At 56.4% G+C, this 19,654-nt stretch carries 18 protein-coding genes; 11 read left to right on the top strand and 7 right to left on the bottom strand.

What is annotated here, in order from left to right:
* The first annotated feature begins 177 nt into the window (after nt 1-177).
* From COL8621_RS16795 to COL8621_RS16785, 3 genes are read left to right on the top strand one after another with little or no spacing between them, the layout of a single operon-like run.
* Nucleotides 178-1,440, top strand: a complete 1,263-nt coding sequence (locus COL8621_RS16795; RefSeq protein ID WP_093968418.1) for a polysaccharide biosynthesis/export family protein — start codon at nt 178-180, stop codon at nt 1,438-1,440.
* Between the two features lie 36 nt (nt 1,441-1,476).
* Nucleotides 1,477-2,667 (top strand): glycosyltransferase family 4 protein, encoded by a 1,191-nt coding sequence (locus tag COL8621_RS16790; RefSeq protein ID WP_093968417.1) that lies wholly within the window; start codon nt 1,477-1,479, stop codon nt 2,665-2,667.
* Nucleotides 2,664-3,494 (top strand): sulfotransferase family protein, encoded by an 831-nt coding sequence (locus COL8621_RS16785; protein WP_093968416.1) that lies wholly within the window; start codon nt 2,664-2,666, stop codon nt 3,492-3,494. The genes COL8621_RS16790 and COL8621_RS16785 overlap by 4 nt, the downstream gene beginning before the upstream one ends.
* Here COL8621_RS16785 and COL8621_RS16780 read toward each other — a convergent pair.
* Genes COL8621_RS16780 through COL8621_RS16760 form a run of 5 tightly spaced genes read right to left on the bottom strand, consistent with a single transcriptional unit; the run spans nt 3,489 to nt 8,945 of the window.
* Entirely contained in the window at nt 3,489-5,447 is a 1,959-nt protein-coding gene (locus tag COL8621_RS16780; RefSeq protein ID WP_176438521.1) for an acyltransferase family protein, read from the bottom strand. The genes COL8621_RS16785 and COL8621_RS16780 overlap by 6 nt on opposite strands.
* A complete protein-coding gene (locus COL8621_RS16775; RefSeq protein ID WP_093968414.1) occupies nt 5,428-6,333 on the bottom strand; it encodes an NAD-dependent epimerase/dehydratase family protein in 906 nt (301 codons plus the stop codon). The genes COL8621_RS16780 and COL8621_RS16775 overlap by 20 nt, the downstream gene beginning before the upstream one ends.
* Nucleotides 6,330-7,367 carry an ATP-grasp domain-containing protein gene (locus COL8621_RS16770; RefSeq protein ID WP_176438520.1) on the bottom strand — a complete coding sequence of 346 codons (1,038 nt, stop codon included), beginning with the start codon at nt 7,365-7,367 and terminating at the stop codon, nt 6,330-6,332. Before COL8621_RS16770 ends, COL8621_RS16775 begins: the two co-directional genes overlap by 4 nt.
* The gene (locus COL8621_RS16765; protein ID WP_093968412.1) at nt 7,367-8,158 is read right to left on the bottom strand and encodes a metallophosphoesterase family protein; all 792 of its coding nucleotides are present in this window, start codon (nt 8,156-8,158) and stop codon (nt 7,367-7,369) included. The genes COL8621_RS16770 and COL8621_RS16765 overlap by 1 nt, the downstream gene beginning before the upstream one ends.
* Nucleotides 8,148-8,945 (bottom strand): sulfotransferase family protein, encoded by a 798-nt coding sequence (locus tag COL8621_RS16760; protein ID WP_141137906.1) that lies wholly within the window; start codon nt 8,943-8,945, stop codon nt 8,148-8,150. The genes COL8621_RS16765 and COL8621_RS16760 overlap by 11 nt, the downstream gene beginning before the upstream one ends.
* Before the next feature lie 80 nt (nt 8,946-9,025).
* Between COL8621_RS16760 and COL8621_RS16755 the strand changes: the two genes are divergently transcribed.
* The 8 genes from COL8621_RS16755 to COL8621_RS16720 all read left to right on the top strand — a co-directional run bounded on the left by COL8621_RS16755 (nt 9,026) and on the right by COL8621_RS16720 (nt 17,530).
* On the top strand, nt 9,026-9,601 hold the full coding sequence (locus COL8621_RS16755) for a GtrA family protein (protein WP_093968410.1): 576 nt from the start codon (nt 9,026-9,028) through the stop codon (nt 9,599-9,601).
* Entirely contained in the window at nt 9,598-11,208 is a 1,611-nt protein-coding gene (locus COL8621_RS16750) for a glycosyltransferase family protein (RefSeq protein WP_093968409.1), read from the top strand. The genes COL8621_RS16755 and COL8621_RS16750 overlap by 4 nt, the downstream gene beginning before the upstream one ends.
* Nucleotides 11,209-11,300: 92 nt before the next feature.
* Nucleotides 11,301-12,110 (top strand): glucose-1-phosphate cytidylyltransferase, encoded by an 810-nt coding sequence (gene rfbF / locus COL8621_RS16745; protein WP_093968408.1) that lies wholly within the window; start codon nt 11,301-11,303, stop codon nt 12,108-12,110.
* Between the two features lie 6 nt (nt 12,111-12,116).
* Nucleotides 12,117-13,208: a CDP-glucose 4,6-dehydratase gene (gene rfbG / locus COL8621_RS16740; RefSeq protein WP_093968407.1), complete on the top strand. Its 1,092-nt coding sequence runs from the start codon at nt 12,117-12,119 to the stop codon at nt 13,206-13,208.
* Between the two features lie 46 nt (nt 13,209-13,254).
* Entirely contained in the window at nt 13,255-14,442 is a 1,188-nt protein-coding gene (locus COL8621_RS16735; protein WP_093968406.1) for a DegT/DnrJ/EryC1/StrS family aminotransferase, read from the top strand.
* Between the two features lie 29 nt (nt 14,443-14,471).
* Nucleotides 14,472-15,431: an NAD-dependent epimerase/dehydratase family protein gene (locus tag COL8621_RS16730; RefSeq protein WP_093968405.1), complete on the top strand. Its 960-nt coding sequence runs from the start codon at nt 14,472-14,474 to the stop codon at nt 15,429-15,431.
* On the top strand, nt 15,428-16,432 hold the full coding sequence (locus tag COL8621_RS16725) for a glycosyltransferase family 2 protein (RefSeq protein WP_093968404.1): 1,005 nt from the start codon (nt 15,428-15,430) through the stop codon (nt 16,430-16,432). The genes COL8621_RS16730 and COL8621_RS16725 overlap by 4 nt, the downstream gene beginning before the upstream one ends.
* A gap of 3 nt (nt 16,433-16,435) precedes the next feature.
* Nucleotides 16,436-17,530 (top strand): glycosyltransferase family 4 protein, encoded by a 1,095-nt coding sequence (locus COL8621_RS16720; protein WP_093968403.1) that lies wholly within the window; start codon nt 16,436-16,438, stop codon nt 17,528-17,530.
* A 6-nt stretch (nt 17,531-17,536) separates the two neighbouring features.
* Here COL8621_RS16720 and COL8621_RS16715 read toward each other — a convergent pair whose 3' ends face one another.
* Nucleotides 17,537-18,643 (bottom strand): flagellar basal body P-ring protein FlgI, encoded by a 1,107-nt coding sequence (locus COL8621_RS16715; RefSeq protein WP_093968402.1) that lies wholly within the window; start codon nt 18,641-18,643, stop codon nt 17,537-17,539.
* On the bottom strand, nt 18,640-19,653 hold the full coding sequence (locus tag COL8621_RS16710) for a flagellin (RefSeq protein ID WP_093968401.1): 1,014 nt from the start codon (nt 19,651-19,653) through the stop codon (nt 18,640-18,642). Before COL8621_RS16710 ends, COL8621_RS16715 begins: the two co-directional genes overlap by 4 nt.
* Nucleotide 19,654: the final 1 nt, after the last annotated feature.

Below are 19,654 nucleotides of genomic sequence, written 5' to 3'. Positions count from 1 at the left end.
TTGAAAAAATGAACGAATCTATGCTCCACTCTGTGCCATAGAACTTTTCCATCATGTGATGGTCAACTGGCCTGCGTATTACCGGCCACCGCGATTTGGAGCGTAATAGCATTGGACGACCCAAGTTGCGGTAAGTGGCCATACCGGATCGCAGGGCAGAGGCTTGAATATCCCCGTATGATGAAAACCCTGAAAGCTTTGATTGATATGAGAATTACCTGCTACGCGATGGTCTGCGCCATTGCGGCCTTGTTTGCCAATACCGCCGCCGCCGCAGACGCCTATCTGCTGAACGACCAAGACAAGCTGCTTCTGCGCGTCGGACAATGGAGCGCGCCAGAGCAAAGCTTTGTGTTTTGGAACGGGCTAAGCGGTGAATATGCCATCGGGCCAGACGGCAAGCTTTCCATCGCCTTGGTGGGCAGCGTCGAAGCACAGGGCAAAACCATCGAAGAGCTGACAGTTGAAATTTCTCAGCGCATTCAAAACGTGGTGGGGACGACGGCGCCGCCTGCCGTTTCGCTGGAAATCATTGCATATAAGCCGATCTATGTCGGTGGTTCCGTCAACGCGCCCGGTGCCTATCCGTATCGGTTCGGGATGACGGTGCAACAGGCCATTGCCGTTGCTGGCGGCCCCCCGCGCGCCGCGATCCCGCAAGAGACCGTTCCGCGCGAAGCCATCCGTCTGAGGGGCGAGATTGAGGGGTATAAGACCCGCATCGCCCGCCTTGAAATCGAACAACAACGGTTCGAAGCAGAGATTGCCGCATACAGCGGCCAGCAAGGCGAAGCTGGTACTTTGCCACTCTCGCAAACGGATGCAGCCGCGTTAGAGGCGAAAATCTTCGAGACGAACCAGAATTCGATCGAGGCGCAACAGACCCGCATCAGTGACCTTCGCACCCTATTGCAGGTCCAGATCAAGCGGCTGACCGACGAAATCAAACTGCGGGACGAACAAATCGTATTGGCCGCGCAGGAATTGGCCAATGTGCAGACGCTTCAGGAAAAAGGGCTGGCTGTGAATGCACGGCTGACCTCTCTTTCCACGGCGCTGAACGATCTGGAGGCGAAACGCATCCAACTTGAAATTGCCAAGCTGACCGCAGAACAGCAACTGAACCTTACCCAGCGCGATGAACTTTCCTTGCTGGATGACGCGCGCCTGCGCCGCATGTCCGAACTGAAATCATCGCAGATTGAGCTGGACGACGTGAAAATCAGGCTGGCCACCGCGCTTAGCCTGTATTCCGAAGCCGTAGCCCGCGGCACAATTGACGATGAGGCCGACCTTGAATTACCGGATCCGATTTATCGCGTGACGCGTCACAAAGATGATACCGTTGAACAGCTTGTTCTGCCCGCAACCGGCGTTCTTAAACCGGGCGACACGCTGCAAGTCGTGTTAGAAGACAGTTTTGAAGCGAGTGGGAATTAGCCCACCGATATTTTTTGAGTGTTCTAGGTTTTTTGAATGAAAAAGATTTCCATCCTTTACCCCTTTATCGGCGGGCCGACCGTCGGTGGCAGCCACATATCCGCGTTGAAGATGATCGCCGAACTGGACCGTGAAAAATATGATCCCAAGATCGTATTGCATCACACAGACGGCGAATTAGGCACTTATATCCACAGCCTTGGCCTTGATTACGAAGTGCTGCCGGATATCGAGATTATGGCCCCCAAATATAGCCGGACAGAGCGCAATGTCTCTGTTCTGGGCTATGCGTTCAAAACCTACGGCGCGATAAAGGCGGTGCTGCGCAGGTTAGACCCGGACATCGTGCATACGAACGACGGGCGCATGCATTCAAACTGGGTCATCCCCACCAAGATGAGCGGGCGGAAATTCATCTGGCATAACCGCGAGGGGCCTTCGGGCACGGGCGTGAACAAGCTTGCACCGCTGTTTGCCGACCGCATCCTAAGCGTTTCGTATTTCTCTAAGCCACAAAAGCCGATCAAGTCGGTCGACAAGATTTTCAGCGTCATCCGCAGCCCGTTTGAGTTTACCAAAACCGTGCCCGATAAAGCCGCTGCGCACAGCATGATCGCCAAAGAACTGAACCTGCCGGAAAACAGCATATTCGTTGGCTATTTCGGCGGCTTGAACGACCGCAAACGCCCGCTGAACTTTGTGCGCGCCGTTAAGGAAATTCAGGCCGAAATTCCGGGGCGGCCCGTTCATGGTCTGCTGTTCGGCAAGGTCATTTTACCCCAATCAAAACTGGATGAGCGCGCGATGGCATTGGCCGCTGATCTGGGTATCGCGGAGCAGGTGCACCTAATGGGCTATCGCAGCCCGATTGAGGAGTACATGGCTGGCGTTGATGCCCTGCTGATCACCGCAGTGAACGAACCCTTCGGGCGCACCCTGATCGAAGCTATGTATCTGCGCACCCCCGTTATCGCGACCCGCCACGGTGGCAACCCCGAGGCGATCACAGACGGCGAAACCGGGTTTCTGGTAAAGCCGGAATCGCCCGAGGCATTCGCCAAACCAATGGCCGACCTAATGCGCGACCCGACGCTTTTGAACCGTATCACCGAAGCGGCCCATAACGACGCGGCGAACAATTACGGGCTGAAGCGGACGGTAGATGCCGTCAGCAAAGTCTATGACGAACTAGCAGGGGTATCAGCCCCCCAGGGGGTAAGCGCATGATCGACCGTCCCGTTGATTTCCTGATTATCGGCGCGGCGAAATGCGCAACGACTTGGCTGCAAAACTCGCTGCAGAACGACCCGTCGATCTTTATGCCCGACGCCGAACTGCACTTCTTTTCACGTGAATACGACCGGGGGCTGGATTGGTACACGAACCACTTTACCCCGCGCGATGACAGCGTGATTTTGGGTGAAAAGTCGAACTCCTACCTGACAGAAGAAGACGCCGCACAACGGATCAAAGACACATATCCGAACGCCCGCTTGATCCTGCAGATGCGCAACCCGGTCGCGCGTGCCTATTCGGACTATTGCATGCTCTATCGGCGGGGTGCAGTGTCTGCCGACATTGAAAAGCATCTCGACCCTGATATCGCGGCTGATCAGCGGTTTATCCACAACGGTCGCTACGGCCATCACATGACCCGGTTTCTGAAGCTGTTTCCGGCGGAACAGTTCCTGTTTCTGTTCTTTGAGAATGTGAAGGTCGCACCGGAAACCCAGCTTGCCCAAATCGCAAATCACATTGGGTTCGAAGGCACGTTGTCACCGCCGCTTGGCAAAAAGGTGAAAGACCGCAGGGCCGCGATGGTGCCCCGCCCCTTGCGCGCAGCCATTAAGCCGCTACGCCCGTTGCTGGACCCGCTTCGCAACACCGCGCCGATGAAGTCGCTGCGAAACATGGTGGCCAAGCCCGTAGTCTATCCGCCGATCACGCCACAGCTGGTGGAAAAGCTTGATGCCTATTTCCGCCCCGATGTGAAGCTGTTGGAGGAGATCATGGGCAAAGACCTAAGCGACTGGATGGACAACCCCGGGCTATAGGCCGCCGTCGAACACCTTGCCCAAGATCGGGCTGATCAGTTTGGCGCCGTTTTCCGAAAGGTGGTCGTTGTCTTTGTAAAGAAGCACGCCATCGCGGCTGGCATGGCACAGCGCATCGTCACACAGCAGCCTATCGGGGATCAGCCCAATCGCGCCGGTCTTTTCAACGATGCTGGACAAGGCCGAGCGTGCACTTTCGCTGCGCGACAGATGCTCTTGGCGGGGGGTTGATAAGTGTTCCGCCGCAACCGCACCGCCCCGCATGGCGACGCGGGGAATGTCATGCGCGAACTCTGGCACAGGATAGATCAGGAACACTTGCTTTCCATCTGCCATCAGCTTCGCCACCGTCTTTCGCAGATGGGTTTCCAAGGCCTGCGCGGGGGGCAGTTTGTCTGACGCGGTAGAGACTAAATTGACGTCGCCAGCGTGGCCAAACGCCTCTAACGGGCCATAGCCGATGCCATCGAAATAGGCGGACCAACGCGCGATGATGACCACCTTGGTAATGCCTTGTCCCGCCGCACGGTCGGCCACGCGCGCGTTGAAGGTTGGACAGTCGTAATATCCGCTGCTGATGCGCTCGATATCAGCCACAGGCGGGCAACCGGGCCGGGCCATCATAATCGCACTGGTTTCAGACCTTTCAGCTTGCCGGATAAACTCTGGCAGCACAGCGATGGCGTGACTGTCCCCCCAGATCAAAACCGTCGGATTAGCCGCAGTGCCGAAACGACAGATCAGGTCTGTCGAGCTATCACTTTTAAGCGTTTCAGGGCAGGTTCGTGACGGTTCAAACCGGGCAATCTTTTGGAATTTGGTGGCGTTGTCCGGCAACCGCGCCGGAAAACCCGCTGTCAGGTGCGCGGCCACACCAAACCCAATCGTCAGGGCAGACGCCGCGATCGCCGAACTGAACACACGCATTGGCGCAATCCGCCAGCCATCGCCAGTACGGGCGCGAAACGGCTGTTCCACATACCGCCACGACAGCGCCGAAAGCAGCAGCGAAAGCGCGAAGATCACCGCGACCTGCAACGGCGAAAGCGCATCAACCAGCCAATATTGCGCGATGACAAAGACCGGCCAGTGCCACAGGTAAAACGAGTATGAGATTTTGCCGATACCAACCATCGGCCGCGTAGAAAGCACGCGCCGAACTGCCGACTGCGCACCGTTCCCCGCAACGATAATCGCGCCTGTCCCCAAACAGGGCAAAAGCGCAGTAAGCCCCGGAAACACCGTGTTGGGCGTGTAAAAGACGGACGCGGAAAGGATCGCCAGCAAACCCATTCCGGCCAGAACCGCGCGATAAATGCCATTCCGTGGGGCGGGCAGCGCCACAAGGGCGATCCAACAACCCACGCCCAATTCCCAAAACCGGAAGGGCATAAGGTAAAAAGCCGCAGCGGCATCACGGGTCAACATCCATTGCGCCGCCACTAGGCTGGCAAGGGATAGGCCAAGCATGACCCATCCCGCCCGCCGTAGCGCCAGCAACAGAAGCGGAACAACGAAATAGAATTGCTCCTCCACGGCTAAGGACCACGTGTGCAGCAGGGGTTTCAGATGAGAGGCGGGGCCGAAATAGCCATCCTCAAGCCAGAACAAGATGTTAGAGGAAAACACCGACACCGCGACCGCGCTTTGGCCAAGGTTACGGTAATCATCAAGCGCGAAAACAGACCAAGACGCGATCAGGCTGAACGCAATGACAGGGAAAAGCGCCGGGAAGATCCGGCGAATGCGGCGTTCGTAAAAGTTGCGGAACGAAAACCGGCCCGCGCGCATTTCATCGCTGATCAACGACGTGATCAAATACCCCGAGATCACGAAGAAGACATCGACACCGACATAACCCCCAGAAAAGCCCGGCACGCCGTAGTGGTAAAATACCACCACCAGAACCGCGATTGCGCGCAGCCCGTCTATGTCAGGGCGATAAGCGCGCATGACCCCCATTTCCCGGCAGGAACGCCTCCTGCGCCATCATGGACAAACCCATTTCAAGGCCCACAATCGGGCGATACCCAAAGGCGGCAGCCGCCCGTTCGCAGTTCAAATCAAACCGCAAAAACGGCGGGCTAGGGTCTGTTTCCTTGCCAACAGCGACCTTGCCCGCGCTGGCAACTGAAACAGCAGTATCGGCTATGTCACGAATGCTGTGAATTGCCGGGCCTGCAACGTTAAAAATGCCAATGATCTGCTGTTCGGCCACCGCCAGCGCGGCCCGGCACAAGTCATGCGCGTGGATCAGGTTCAGACGGTTTTCAGACCCGGTTAGGGTCAATTCCTGCCCGTCTTTCGCTTTTGCAAGAAAGCTTGGCACTAACTGCTCTGCGGCCATTCCAAACCCGTAGACGGAAGAGGGGCGCAAAATGGCAAGCTTCATCCCCTCGGCCGAGTAGTGGCGGAGGACATTTTCAGCAAGCACCTTGGACATGGCATAAAACCCGCCAAAACCGCTGATCATTGTCGGGGCGGATTCGGCGATGACAGGCGCGTGCGGGTTTGCGTAAACGGTGCCGCTGGACAGAAAGACAACTGCCTTGCGCCGGCTTGCGGCCCATTCCCCCAGATTAGCGCAGGCCCGAACGTTGGTGTCAAAAAACTCGGCCGCTGTTGATCCTGACGCCGCCTGAGGCCCCGGAATCTTGGCGGCGAAATGGAATATCACATCCGCATCACCGAACAGGGCATCAAATGCCTCAAACGAGAGCCATTCTGTCAAATCCCAATCGGCCCGCGTGACGGTGCGACAAGACACGCCACGTTGGCGCAATAGGGCCAGCATATGCCGCCCAATCATGCCAGTAGATCCGCTCAGCGCGGTTTTCATGGCTTCGGTGTGCCGTAAAGGCTGAACTGGCCTCCGGCCTCCGGTGAAATAGCGCCCTGTTCGCTTAGATCAGCGAGGTCCGCGCGGTTAAGAACAAGTTCGCTCCAATACCGAAGCACGCATTTGTCGAACTGAATATCGGGGGAATAGGAAAGCCCGCGATCATGTTTCAGATAGTATTCTACCGGGTTGAACCCCAGCTGCGCGCAGAATGGCGTGGTGCCCGAAAAGCGGCTGTTGATCTCAAATATCTTGGGCGTGCCTTCACGATCCAACCGCAGTTGGAAGTTGCAGGCACCATCGATGCCAAGGCGCGATGCAACGGCCGTTACATATTCTTCGATCACCGCTGATTTTTCAGGAAACGCGCGGTACGTGTCGCCCGAGCGTAAATCGCGCCGAAGTGGCAACACTGGCGAAAGCGTGCCCCCCGCGCCGACAATCGTGCAGGTATATTCAGACGCGGCATCGCCCACGGCTTCTTGCACGACGGTGGTTTCTGGGTCGCCGTCATATGCCTCTAACGCGGCGCGGTTACGTGCCAATTCCACCCCGATTGAGCGGAAACCGACCGCTGGCTTCACGATCACGGGGAATTCCAGCGCGTCATCTTTCAACGCTTCGGCAAGTGATATCGACGCCGGATACGGCAGGCCATTGGCCTTTAGAAAGTCAGAGGTCTTCTGTTTGTCATCTGCGATGCGCACCGTTTCGGGCGAACAGGCGACAACCTTTACCCCGAAGCGTTCCGCGAACATCGCTTTGTTTTCGGCGCAATAGGCCAGTTCGATATCCGTGCCGGGGATGTAATAATCCACCTGTTCAGCCTCAAATATCTTGGCCAAAGACTCGACATACGAGGGGGAGCGGCACCCTTCGACGATATAGGCACGATCACAGGCATAAAGGCCAGCGGCCTGCGGGCTCATATCGCCGCCAATGATGTGCAGGCCCATGTCGTCGATCAGCTTGAGGGATTTAATAACCCCCTGCCCAACGCCACCACCGGCACCCGTCACTAAAACACCAATCACTACGTCTTCTCCAAATATGAAATCAATTTTTCCTGTGTGGTCGATGACATCCCCGATTGTGCAATGATCCCCTTTGAAGGGCCCATGTCCACACTCAGCTGATGCAGGTGGGCCTTAATGGTGGCCCCGTGGATTGAAATATCTAAAAAGCTAAGGCCAGTGCCGCGCGATTGGCCAACTGCGCCTGAATTCATCAATAAGATCTCGCCATTTGCCGGGGCGATCCATTCGTCGGCGGGCATGTTCGTGACTTCGTTGGTCGGGGACAGCATCTTCATGAACGAACGGTGCGAGTGCCCGAACACGCCTGCCAAATATCCCCTGTCCCTCAGTGTATTTGCCGCCCGTTGCCAGCCGTCAGCGTCAGCAACATAGGACCAGTCACCATACTCATAAGGGTTCGCATGCGCGATAAAGACCGGGCCAGCCCCGAAGCTATCTTTCCAGTCATACCGATCTGCCAACCGCATGCCGGCCAGTTTGTTGTGTGTCCAACGCACCGACTCCCGCACGAATTCGGGCGTCTTGGGGTAAAACGGCTGCTTCCCCTTATCCAGATCAAAATAGAACTGATCGTGGTTGCCGCGGATAAAGACCGTGTCGAACTGTCCTGCCAACCGATCAATCCCCTGCAACACCTCGTGGGGTTGGCCGCCATAGGTCAGTAAATCACCCAGCACGATCAGCTTGTCATAGGTGTGCTGTGCCAGAACCGATTCTGCGGCACGCAGCGCATCTGCGTTGCCGTGGACGTCAGATATGACTGCGAGGCGCTGCGACTCACTTTTCATAACCAAACGCGCTCATGATGCCAGAGGCCTCTTTCCAGAAAATTTCCAAATGCTCAGAGGTAAGCGCCTGTTTCCACTTCCCACGAGAGTCATAGATCGGCTTGCTGGTTTCAGCAGCCCGCTTGGCCATGTTTCCGTCTTTGATCCAGCCGTATCCACTTCCTGTGCCGGTTATCATTTCATCCGAAAACTCCAGACCAAGGGCGTCGCACAGCCGCTGTAGCTCTGCCGTTGGGTCGGCGACGATGTCTTCATATCGCGTCTTGATGATGCTGGCGTGACCATCCAGCGCAAGCACCTTCTGGTTGTCTTGGCACCAGCGTTCCACAGCGAATTCAGGCGACATCCCGCGTGACATGAACGATGCCATCACATCACGCCCGTCGCGCGTAATGACAACGATCCGCGCATTGGGCACCACCTTCAGAATCCGATCAATGCAGTGCAAATGCTTTGGCGTCTTTTCCACAAAGCCCGACAGGCCAAACTGCCTTGCAAGATTGACCCAAGAGCGTACGACCTCTTTTGCGGTCATCAGGCTTTTCTTGGGAAAGAACACACCGCTTTCGTACCCAACCATCAACAGCTTGTCAGACCGCCCCAAGATGGACGCAAGCAGCGACGTGCCGCTATGGCCACAGCCCACCACAAAGATCGGCGCGATGCCTTCGGTGTTCAGCGGACGAACGACCGCATTCTGCGGGAGGTTGTATAGCTGCATCGCAAAAAATGATGCTGCCGAACGCAGGTCTTTGCGACCATCAATGTCGAATGAAGTCCTAAACAAAATAAAATCCAAAGCTTCCGGGCAAAAAGAACGAAACCAAGGCGAAAACCCCAATCCCGGGCAACGGACGGCACAAATAAATGCCGCATAATACACCGCCGAAGTTTCAGCCCGTTTCTACGATATTGCAACCTCTTTTGTCGGATGTTAGGCCACAAGCCATTGTAAGAAATGATTTTGCGCTAAGCTTAGCCTGTGCCATGGTTACCCAGCAGCATTACGCTGTGATTGTTTTGGATATGTATTTTTTTGACAAGTATCTCATTCCCGAGCGGACGCAGCGATTCATGCGTTTTGTATTGGTCGGACTGCTTAACACCGCTTTCGGTTACAGCGTATACGCAGCATTTATCGTGCTGGGAGTTACGCCTCAAATCGCTCTGCTCATGCAATTTGTCATCGGAGCGATCTGGAACTTTTTTACCCATGCCCGGCTGGTTTTTGACAGCCGCGGTTATCGACGCTTACCGATCTATCTTGCCTGCTATGCGCTGGTCTATGCGATCAACGCAATTTTATTAAAACTGGCTCTTTTGGCCGGACTGGGCCCCCTCGTTGCACAGGCCCTAATATTACCGATTACCGTTGTTCTGTCCTTTGTGTTGATCTCTCAGGCACTCCAAGGCGGGGCACCAAAAGTTAGAGAAAAAACATGACTCGTTCCGATAAATCGCGCCTACCCCGCCCCGGCGAAGGCTCTTTGGTAACCATCGCCGCTTTTGCGGGAATTCTGCTTTTAATCATCTACGGCCGCATAATGGGATACGGCATTCGCAAAGACGAAATGATGTATGTCCCGCCGGCAAAATTGATGCCGGATATGTCGATCTATGGCGACTTTTTCTACAATCACGTCCCGTACTCCGCTTGGATGTTCCATTGGGTTTACGAACTTGTTGGCGGCGGCAACGTTCTTTACGCGGCCCGGCTGACGGTCTTTGCCGGTTGGGTCCTTCTGGCAATATCGGTCATCCTGATCATGTGGCGCATGACGCGTTCACGCGCGGTCGTTTTGTTTTCCGTCGTGCTTATTCTGGGCAACGATCTGCTACTTTCAACGCCAGGCATGGCAGGCAGTAACAATTTCCTGCCGCTGCCCTTTGCCTTCCTTGGCTTGGGCCTGTTCTTGACCGAAACCCTTTCTCACAAGCAGCGGTTTTTGATCTTGGTTCTAAGCGGCATTTGCCTTTCGGTTGCCGCAGGGATCAAGGCCAGCGCGGTTGTTTTCATTCCGCCCATCGCGATCGGGGCATTCTTCTTGCCCACGCGCATTTCGTTTGGTCGGCGCCTGTTTCGCGTTGTCTTACCGCTGGCGCTGGGTGGGGCCATTGGCGCCGTCCCGCTATTTTACTATCTGAATTCCAACCCAGACCTGTTTCTGGCCCACGTGATTGAATTTCATACCGGGCCGCATGTTGATTATTGGAAAGCCAACAAAGCACTTGAACCGGGGCTTGCGCTGGGCTTGGCCGGGAAAACCCAACTTGCCTATCAGCTTTGGTTTACCGGTACGAACCTGCTTTTGGCCTTCGCCGCGGTGTTCTTCACCTTCCTTGTGTTCATTCAGCGGCGTCGGATTCATTCGCCGAAATCAACGGAAACCGGACAGATAATCGTGGTCCTTACGACCACCGCGCTTACCCTGTGGATAAGTTTCGTGCCGACCCCGGCCTTTCCGCAGTATTTCGTGCTGCCGATCATCAGCCTCATACTTCTGCTTGGGATTTTGTATCGCCAGTTTGGTCCTCAACGAAAGATCATGGTGCCGCCCGCGCTGGGGGCGGCGACATTGCTGATTTTGGTCTCTGCTCTGCCGCGTTATGCGCCCGGCACCGCCACGTTCATTGACCCACGCACGACCGAACACGCAAAAGTCGCCGCCAGCGCAGAGTTGATCCGCCAAAGGCTGACCAAGCTTGGCTTGGAAGAGGGCAAGGTCGCGACGCTGATGCCGATCTATCCGGTTCAGGCCGGGCTAAAGGTGTACCCGGAATTCGCGACGGGGCAGTTCGCATACCGAATCGTTCCGTTCACGGATCCAGAATTGCTAAAGCAATATCGCGCTGTCGGGCCGGATGGCTTGTCGAAATTCTTTAGCGCTGATCCACCTTCGGCGTTCCTGCTTGGGTACGAGCCGCTGTTAGAAGCCCCGCTTTTGAATTTCGCTGAAAATAAGGGGTATCGGCGGATCAACGACATGACGATCCCCAACCGCTATGGCGAGGGTTTTCTTTATGTCCGCGAACCTGCGGATTCCAATTAATGCACACGCCGATGTTGCGATATTTGCGCGATCACCCATAGTGAGACACAATTGATTTTGTATTTTTATATTGATGTTAAAGGGAAGTTCCCATGAAGGTATTGCTGCTTGCTGGTGGGCTTGGCTCGCGCCTTGCCGAAGAAACAGTGAGGATTCCCAAGCCGATGGTCGAAGTCGGCGGTCGCCCGATTATTGTTCGGGTCATGGATATTTACAGCCACTTTGGGCACAAAGATTTTCTGGTCGCGGCGGGGTACAAATCGCTTCTGCTGAAGCAGTTTTTCATGAACTTCCACCTTGCGTCGAACGACGTGTCTGTCGACCTTGAAACCGGCACGACTGAACTGCTTCCTGTGCGGCCGAATGACTGGAAGGTTTCGATTGTCGACACCGGGTCGCACACGATGACCGGCGGGCGCGTGTTGCGCCTGCGCGATCAGTTGCAGGATGGCCCGTTTATGGTCACCTATTCCGACGGCGTCGGGAACATCGACATTGACGCGCTTTTGAAGTTCCACAAATCGCACGGAAAGCTGGCGACCGTGACAGCCGTGCAGCCCCCCGCCCGCTTCGGCAACCTTGAACTGGACGGTGATCAGGTCAGCGAATTCACCGAAAAGGTCCGCAAGCACGAAACCTGGATCAACGGCGGGTTCTTCGTGTTTGAGCCGGGCGTGATCGACTATATCGACGGCGACAGCCAACCGTTGGAGCTTGAACCCCTGACCCGCATTGCCCGCGACGGGCAGTTGATGGCGTATAAACACCACGGGTTCTGGCATCCGATGGATACGGTCCGTGACCGCGATTATCTTGATACGCTGTGCGGCGATGCGACCCCACCTTGGCTGAAATTTGACGATGGCGCGAATGACTCTGGTTCGCCTTTGACGCGGCGGTAGACGTCTATGACCGGAACGAGCACGGCTGATTTCGGCGGCGTCTTTCAGGGCAAACGCGTTCTTGTGACCGGGCACACCGGGTTCAAGGGCGGGTGGCTGTGCCTGTGGCTGCGGCAGTTGGGGGCACGGGTGACCGGCCTTGCCTTGCCGCCCGAAACCACGCCTTCGATCTTTGACTGTTGCGCCCTAGATGGCGTTATCGACAGCCGGTTCGCCAATATCAACGACAGCGCCGCATTGGCCACAGCACTGAACGGCGTAGACGCGGATATCGTCATCCACATGGCCGCGCAGGCGATTGTGCGCGCGTCCTACGACACCCCTGCTGAAACCTTTCTGACCAACGTGGTTGGCACCGCGCATGTGCTGGATCAGGCCCGCGCGATGCCCTCGCTTAAGGGCGCGATCGTTGTGACCAGCGACAAGTGCTATGAAAACAACGAATGGGTCTGGGGATACCGCGAAAATGACCCGATGGGTGGGTCCGACCCCTATAGCGCCTCAAAAGGCGCGGCAGAGCTTTTGACGGCCTCTTACCGGCGGTCATTTTTTTGTGCCCCGGAGGGCCCACAACTGGCCAGCGCACGGGCGGGCAACGTGTTTGGCGGCGGCGATTGGGCAGCTGACCGGCTGATCCCCGACATCATCCGCGCGACACTTGCCGAAAAACCCACGGTCATTCGCAACCCGGCCAGCGTGCGCCCGTGGCAACATGTGATGGAGCCTTTGTCGGGTTACCTTACCCTTGCCGCGCGGATGTTGACCGGTGACCGCGTGGACGAAGGGTGGAACTTTGGCCCCGACAACGACGCTGTGGTCGAAGTTGAAACCCTTGCCGCACAGATAAGCGCGGCGTGGGGCAACGGCGGGCCACGGTTTGAATTCGGCCGACGCAGTGACGCATTGCACGAGGCCAAGATTTTGAAACTCGATAGCACCAAGGCCGCAACCTATTTGGGCTGGCGGCCGCGGCTGACACTTGATCAAGCCATTCAAATGACGGTGGAATGGTATCGAAAACAGGCCGAAGGCGCCGATATGCGCGCCCTGACCGAAGGCCAAATTAGCCGCTACTGTGAATTGGCGGCAAAGGGATGAATTGCACGGCCCCGGCATTTTCCGACGGCCCGACAGGAGTAACGATATGCGCGTAAATTACGGCCAGACCGTTCATGGCGAAGAAGAGATTGAGGCCGTTGTTAAGGTCCTTAGAACCTCGACCCAGATGGGCCCACATGTGCGCGAGATGCAGGAGAAAGTCGCTGCCCTGTTCGATAAACCGCACGGGATCATGGTGAATTCTGGTTCTTCGGCGAACTATCTTGCGATTGAGGTGCTGAAGCTTCCAGAAGGCGCAGAGGTGATCACCCCCGCCCTAACGTTTGCCACCACCGTCGCGCCCTTGGTGCGCAACCGGCTGATGCCCAGCTTTGTTGATGTGGAACCCGGCACCTACAACATCGACGTGAACGCGATTGAGGAAATGATTACGCCAAACACCAAGGCCGTGATGATCCCGTCGCTGATTGGCAACCTGCCAGACTGGGCCCGCATCCGCGAAATCGCTGACAAACACGGCCTGAAAGTCGTCGAAGACAGCGCCGATACCCTTGGCGCGACCATCGGCAACAACAGCACCGGCGTGTATTCCGATATTTCCACGACCAGCTTTTATGGCTCTCACGTCATCAACGGCGCAGGCAACGGCGGGATGCTGTGCGTGAACGACGAAGAAACCGCACGCAACGCGCTGCTGTTGCGATCATGGGGGCGCACGTCGTCGCTGTTTGTGGAATCCGAAAAGATCGAAAACCGCTTTAACGTCGAACTGGATGGCATCAGCTATGACGCCAAATTCCTGTTTGAGGATTTGGGGTACAACGTCGAACCCTCTGAAATCAGCGCGGCGTTCGGGTTGGTCCAGCTTGGAAAGTTGGATCAGAACATCACCGCACGTGAACAGAACTTCAAAGCGCAGTATGATTTCTTCAAGCAATACGAAGATTGGTTCATCCTGCCGCGCCAATTGCCAAACTCACGGACGGGCTGGCTGGCATTTCCGCTGACAATCCGCCCGGATGCCCCGTTCATGCGCCGCGAATTGCAGATCTATCTGGAAGAGCGGGACATTCAGACGCGGCCCGTGTTCACGGGCAACATCCTACGCCAACCGGCGATGAAAAACGTACCCTGCAAAACGCGCGATGGCGGCTATCCGGAATCCGATGCCGTAATGCGCGGCGGGATTTTGTTAGCCTGCCACCACGGGCTGGACGACGCCCAAATCGGGTACATGCATGAAACATTTAAGGCGTTCGCTGACAGGCTGTAGCGGGCGCAAAACAACAACGGAGGCCCCGAATGGCGCGGGTTCTGATCACTGGCGGGGCTGGGTTCATCGGCTCACATCTGGCGCGGGCATGCCTTGCCCGCGGGGATGAGGTGACGGTGATTGTCCGCGCGTCGACCGACCTGTGGCGCCTTGCCGACATCGCTGGCGAACTTGACGTGTTGCCCATCGATTTGACCAACAGTCAGGCCGTGCGCGCCTGTTTGGCGGCAAAGCGGCCCGAATTCATCTTCCATCTGGCGATCCAAACCCGCCGCGCAGGGGTGCCGGACTATTCGGATGTGATGATTGGATACCAAGACGATCTAGGCGCGTTAGTAACGCTTGCAGTGGCCGCAGCCAACGCCGACGTGCCCCCGCGCGCCTTCGTTCGGTGCGGCACCTTGGCTGAATACGGCAGCGGCATCGCCCCCTTTGACGAGGACCAGCGCGAAGCGCCGCTTGATGCCTATACCGCCGCCTTGGTCTCTGGCACCCACTACCTTCAAATGATGCAATCGCGCCTGCCGTTTTCTGGCACGACTGCGCGGCTTGGCCTGACATATGGCGCGGGGCAATCCACGGGGTTTCTGGTGCCTGCATTGATTGAAAACTGTCTGACCAGCAACCGGATGGAGCTTCGCCACCCGGATGACATGCGCGACTTGATCCACGTTGACGATGTGATTTCCGGCCTGTTCGCCATTTCCTATAACAGGGCCGCCGCCGGGCAAGTGATCAACATTGCAACTGGCATCGCGCCACCGGTTCGTGAGATCGCCGCGCTGATCGCGGAATTGACCGGCGCTAATCCAAAGCTGCTGCATCCCCACAAAAACGCAGGCACCGGGGGCATTCCCGACTTTCGCGCCAAGACCGAAAAGGCCAAGCGCCTGCTTGGTTGGCAATCAACTATCCCGTTTGGTGAAGGGTTGGCACGCACCGTCCGCGATGCCCAGCACCGCCACACAAGTACAGAGTTGACGCAATGACCCAACCCTCCGTGCCAGAAACGACGTTCCTGTCAGTGCTTATCCCCGCCTATAACGAAGAGGCCACTGTCGAGCGCGCCTATACCGAAGTTTGCGCCGTGTTAGAGCCGATTGCGAACCTTGAATTCGAAATCATCGTCACCGACAACCACTCAACCGATCGCACGTTCGAAATTCTGATGGGCCTTGCCGAAAAGGACGCGCGGTTAAAGGTGATCCGCTTTTCGAAAAACGTTGGGTATCAGCGCTCTCTCTTGGTGGCGTATCAGTCCGCATCGGGGGATTGCGCCATTCAGCTGGACTGCGATCTGCAAGATCCGCCCGATCTGATCCCCGATATGTTGGAAAAATGGCGCGAGGGTCATCAGGTTGTCTATGGCGTGCGCCGGTCGCTGAAAGACGGGCCCGTGACCGCGGCCATGCGGCGGTTGTTCTATTTCGTCATCAACAAATTGAGCGAGGATGATCTGCCCCTGAACGTCGGAGAGTTTCGACTGGTGGATCGGCGGATTCTGGATGAGTTGAAGACCATCCGCGACAGCTCTCCCTATTTGCGTGGTTTGATCAGTGCCATGGGGTTTTCGCAGGTCGGTTTCGAATACGACCGGCAGGCCCGCATTGCGGGGGAAACCAAGTTCCCCTTCAAGGCCATGCTGTCACTTGCCATCGATGGCATCGTGAACCACTCGCTCGTGCCGCTTCGGATTGCTTCGTTGGTTAGCCTGACGGTCGGAACCCTGACGTTTTTGCTGTTGGTGGGGTACCTCGTAGGGAAGCTTCTGTTCGGTCAGGAATGGCCGGCAGGTTTTGCCACGACCACTATGATGTTGTTGATGTCGATCATGCTGAACGCAATGTTCTTAGGGATCATCGGGGAATATCTGGGGCGTGTCTTCATGCAGACAAAGAATATGAACAAGCCCATCATCCAAGCACAGCTTAACGTCGACGATACAACACAACAAACAGCCGAATTTCATCATTTCGAGGCCAGGAAATAGACAATGCGCACCGTTTTTATTCAAATTGGCCTTGGCGCAGGTGGTGCCGAAAAAATCATCGCCATGCTGGCCCGACATCGTGCCGAACTTGGTGACGAAGTTCATGTAATTGCGATGAATTGCCCGGCCGACGGCCCGTATTTCAAATACCCCGACAACGTTACGCTTCACGTGATGGACAAAGAGACCCCGAAACGCGTCAGGTTCCTTCAGCTAAGGCGGCTCCTTTTCATCCGGCGAACGCTGAAAGAGCTTCAACCCGATGTGGTGATCTCCTTCCTGACGAAAATCAACGTGCTGACACTTCTTGGTAATTTCTGGCGTAAGTTCCCAATTATCGCCTCCGAACGGAACAACCCAAAAGCACAAAAGAACAACGGCCTTTGGCGCCACCTAAACAACCTGACATCCGTGACTGCCGATTTGGTGGTCATGCTAACGCACAAGGCGTTAGGTGAACTGCCGGACAGCGTGCGTAGAAAAGCGATCGTGATCAACAACCCCTGCGGCGAATTTCCCGGCATTTCGTTTCAGCCTAAGGGCCTAAAACGGGTCGTGTCGGCGGGGCGTCTTGATCACCAGAAAGGGTTTGATCACCTGATCACCGCGTTCGATATCGTGCGCAAAGCGCACCCCGATGCGACGCTCACAATCTTTGGCGAGGGCAAGGAGCGCGCGCCCCTTCAAAAGCTGATCAACAAACTTGGCTTGAATGACGTCGTCACCATGCCCGGCACGACAAAGCGCAACGGATCATGGATTGAAAAGGGCGATATCTTCGTTCTTTCCTCGCGTCATGAAGGGTTTGCAAATGTGGTCGCCGAGGCGACGGTTGCCGGCATTCCAACGGTTTCAGTTGATTGCGATTACGGGCCGCGCGAAATCATCAGATCTATGGAAAATGGCGTTCTGGTTCCGCTTGGCAGCACCGATGCATTGGCGAACGCGCTTGTCCTTTTGTTAAATGATCCCGACCTGCAGAAAAAGTTCACCGCGGCGGCACAGATTAACCGTGAACGGTTCATGCCTGAAAAAATTCTGTCGCAATGGGACAATGCCATCGACACGGTCATGGCCGCACGAAGCGAAAAGGATTAGCCTCCTTTATCGCACAACGAATTCAGCATGCAGGGCACCGGCGGCTTTTATGCTTTTGAGGATGTCGATCATATCACGCGGTGACACGCCCAGCGCATTCAGGCCCTGAATAACCTCAGAGAGCGAGGTTCCGCCCTGAATTTCGGCCAAACCTGTTCCCTCCTCTTCCTCTAGCCCCGCAGTGGTGCGCGGAACCACGACCGTTTCGCCAGTGGCGAACGGGTTTGGCTGCACAACTTCGGGCGTTTCACTGATGCGCAGGGTCAAATTGCCCTGAGATACCGCGACACGCGAAATCCGCACATCTTCGCCCATGACGATCGTGCCGGATCGCTGGTCAACCACGACACGGGCCTTGCGCTGCGGCTCTACCTCGATGTTTTCAACGCGCCCAAGCGCATGCGCCGGCGACGCCGCGCGGGTTTCCGTAATATCAAGCTGTACCGTTCCGGCATCCAGCATAAGCGCCACCGGGCGACCGAACGCTTTGTTCAGCGCGGTTTCGATACGGCCCGCCGTTGTGAAATCTGGCGTTCGCAACGCCAGCCGAAGGGTTTTCAAAGATGCAAAGTCGAAATCGATTTCACGTTCCACGCGCGCCCCGGCGGGAATAACGCCAGCGGTCGGAACGCCCTGAACCACCGACGCGCCATCGCCTTCGACGGACGCGCCCCCCGCAATGATCGTGCCTTGGCCAACCGCATATATTTGCCCGTCGGCCGCGTTCAGCGGCGTCATAATCAGGGTGCCACCCAGCAGGCTTTTGGCGTCGCCAATCGCCGAAACCGTGACGTCAATTTGCGACCCTGCCCGGGCAAAGGGCGGTAGCGCAGCAGTGACAAATACAGCCGCCACATTCTTTGGCCGGAACTGTTCACCAGTAATGTTCACGCCCAGCCGTTCCAAAAGGTTCGACATGATCTCTTCGGTGAAGGGGGCATTGCGGATGCCGTCCCCGGTGCCATTCAGGCCAACAACCAGACCGTACCCAATCAGGTCATTTCCCCGAACGCCATCAAACTCTACCAAATCTTTGATACGGATCGGCCCGGCGAAGGCATTCTGCGTGAAGCTTGCGATGATCAGCGTTAGGGCGATGATGAACTGCTTCATGACAAGTAATCCGTCAAGCTTAGCCGCGAAAGCCGCGCCGTGATCGTGTACAGCGTTTCGATCTGAGCCTGCACAGATTCCAGTTCTGTCGCGACTTCGTATGGATCGACACCCACAATTTCTGACTTGGCCAGCTCCAATATCGCTGATTTAGAGGTGTTTTCGACTTGGATCGTCTCTATCCTTTCTTGCGCAGTGCCCAACGTTCCCTGAAGGGCCGCCATGGGGCCGCTGGCTGTCAAAAGTTGTTCTGCCGATGCCTTCGCCAATTTGGCCCGTTCTGTTGTGTCACCTGCGAACAGACCGCCATCTGCCAGCAATGCGCCCATCGCCAAGCCGCGTATCACGTCACGGATAGATTGATCTTCGGCGGTGATGCTTAACGATAGTGTTGCACCATCACCCAAGCGCACGTCGCCAATCGGTTCTTCGCTGCCCACATAACCGACGGTTTCAAAGCCGCCACCGCGGGCGTTAAACCAAGCCTCCATGACGTCAGAAACACCTTGGGCGGTTGTCTGTCCTGCTAGGGATGTTTGCAGCGCCGCCATCATTTCATCGCCCGAAATAAGGGGCGCGCGGTCTGTCGCCATTCCCGAAAACAATGACCGCCCCGCAACGGATGCGTTAAGCGCGCCGATGGCTTGATCCAGCTTTTCGTGCGCATCTACGCCGGTGCTGGTTAACAGGTTCGTTTCAGGGGAGCTTGCCGCAATCAAAAGCGACGATTCCAAACTAGACGCTACATCGGATACGTTTGTCAGGCTGGCCTGCATGGCAGCCGTCATTAACGCGGCCTCTGAACCGGCCATTTGGTAGGACGACAGCGTGTTGAGGCTGTGTTCGATCGCCGAAAGCGGCGCGAAATCACCCGAAACCAGCTTCGCAGGGTCCGCCGACTGACCGCTTGTCAGTTCCTGCGCAAGGGTGGAAAGCCGCGTTTTAAGATCAGAGTTATAGCGGCGCATTTGCAGGTTTTGCGCCAAGTCGCCAATTGCAACGGTGGTCATG

Source organism: Actibacterium lipolyticum, assembly GCF_900184935.1.
Taxonomy (GTDB): Bacteria; Pseudomonadota; Alphaproteobacteria; order Rhodobacterales; family Rhodobacteraceae; genus Actibacterium_A; species Actibacterium_A lipolyticum.
Note: the sequence above shows the minus strand (reverse complement) of the source record. Positions and strands in the feature narration are given on the sequence as shown.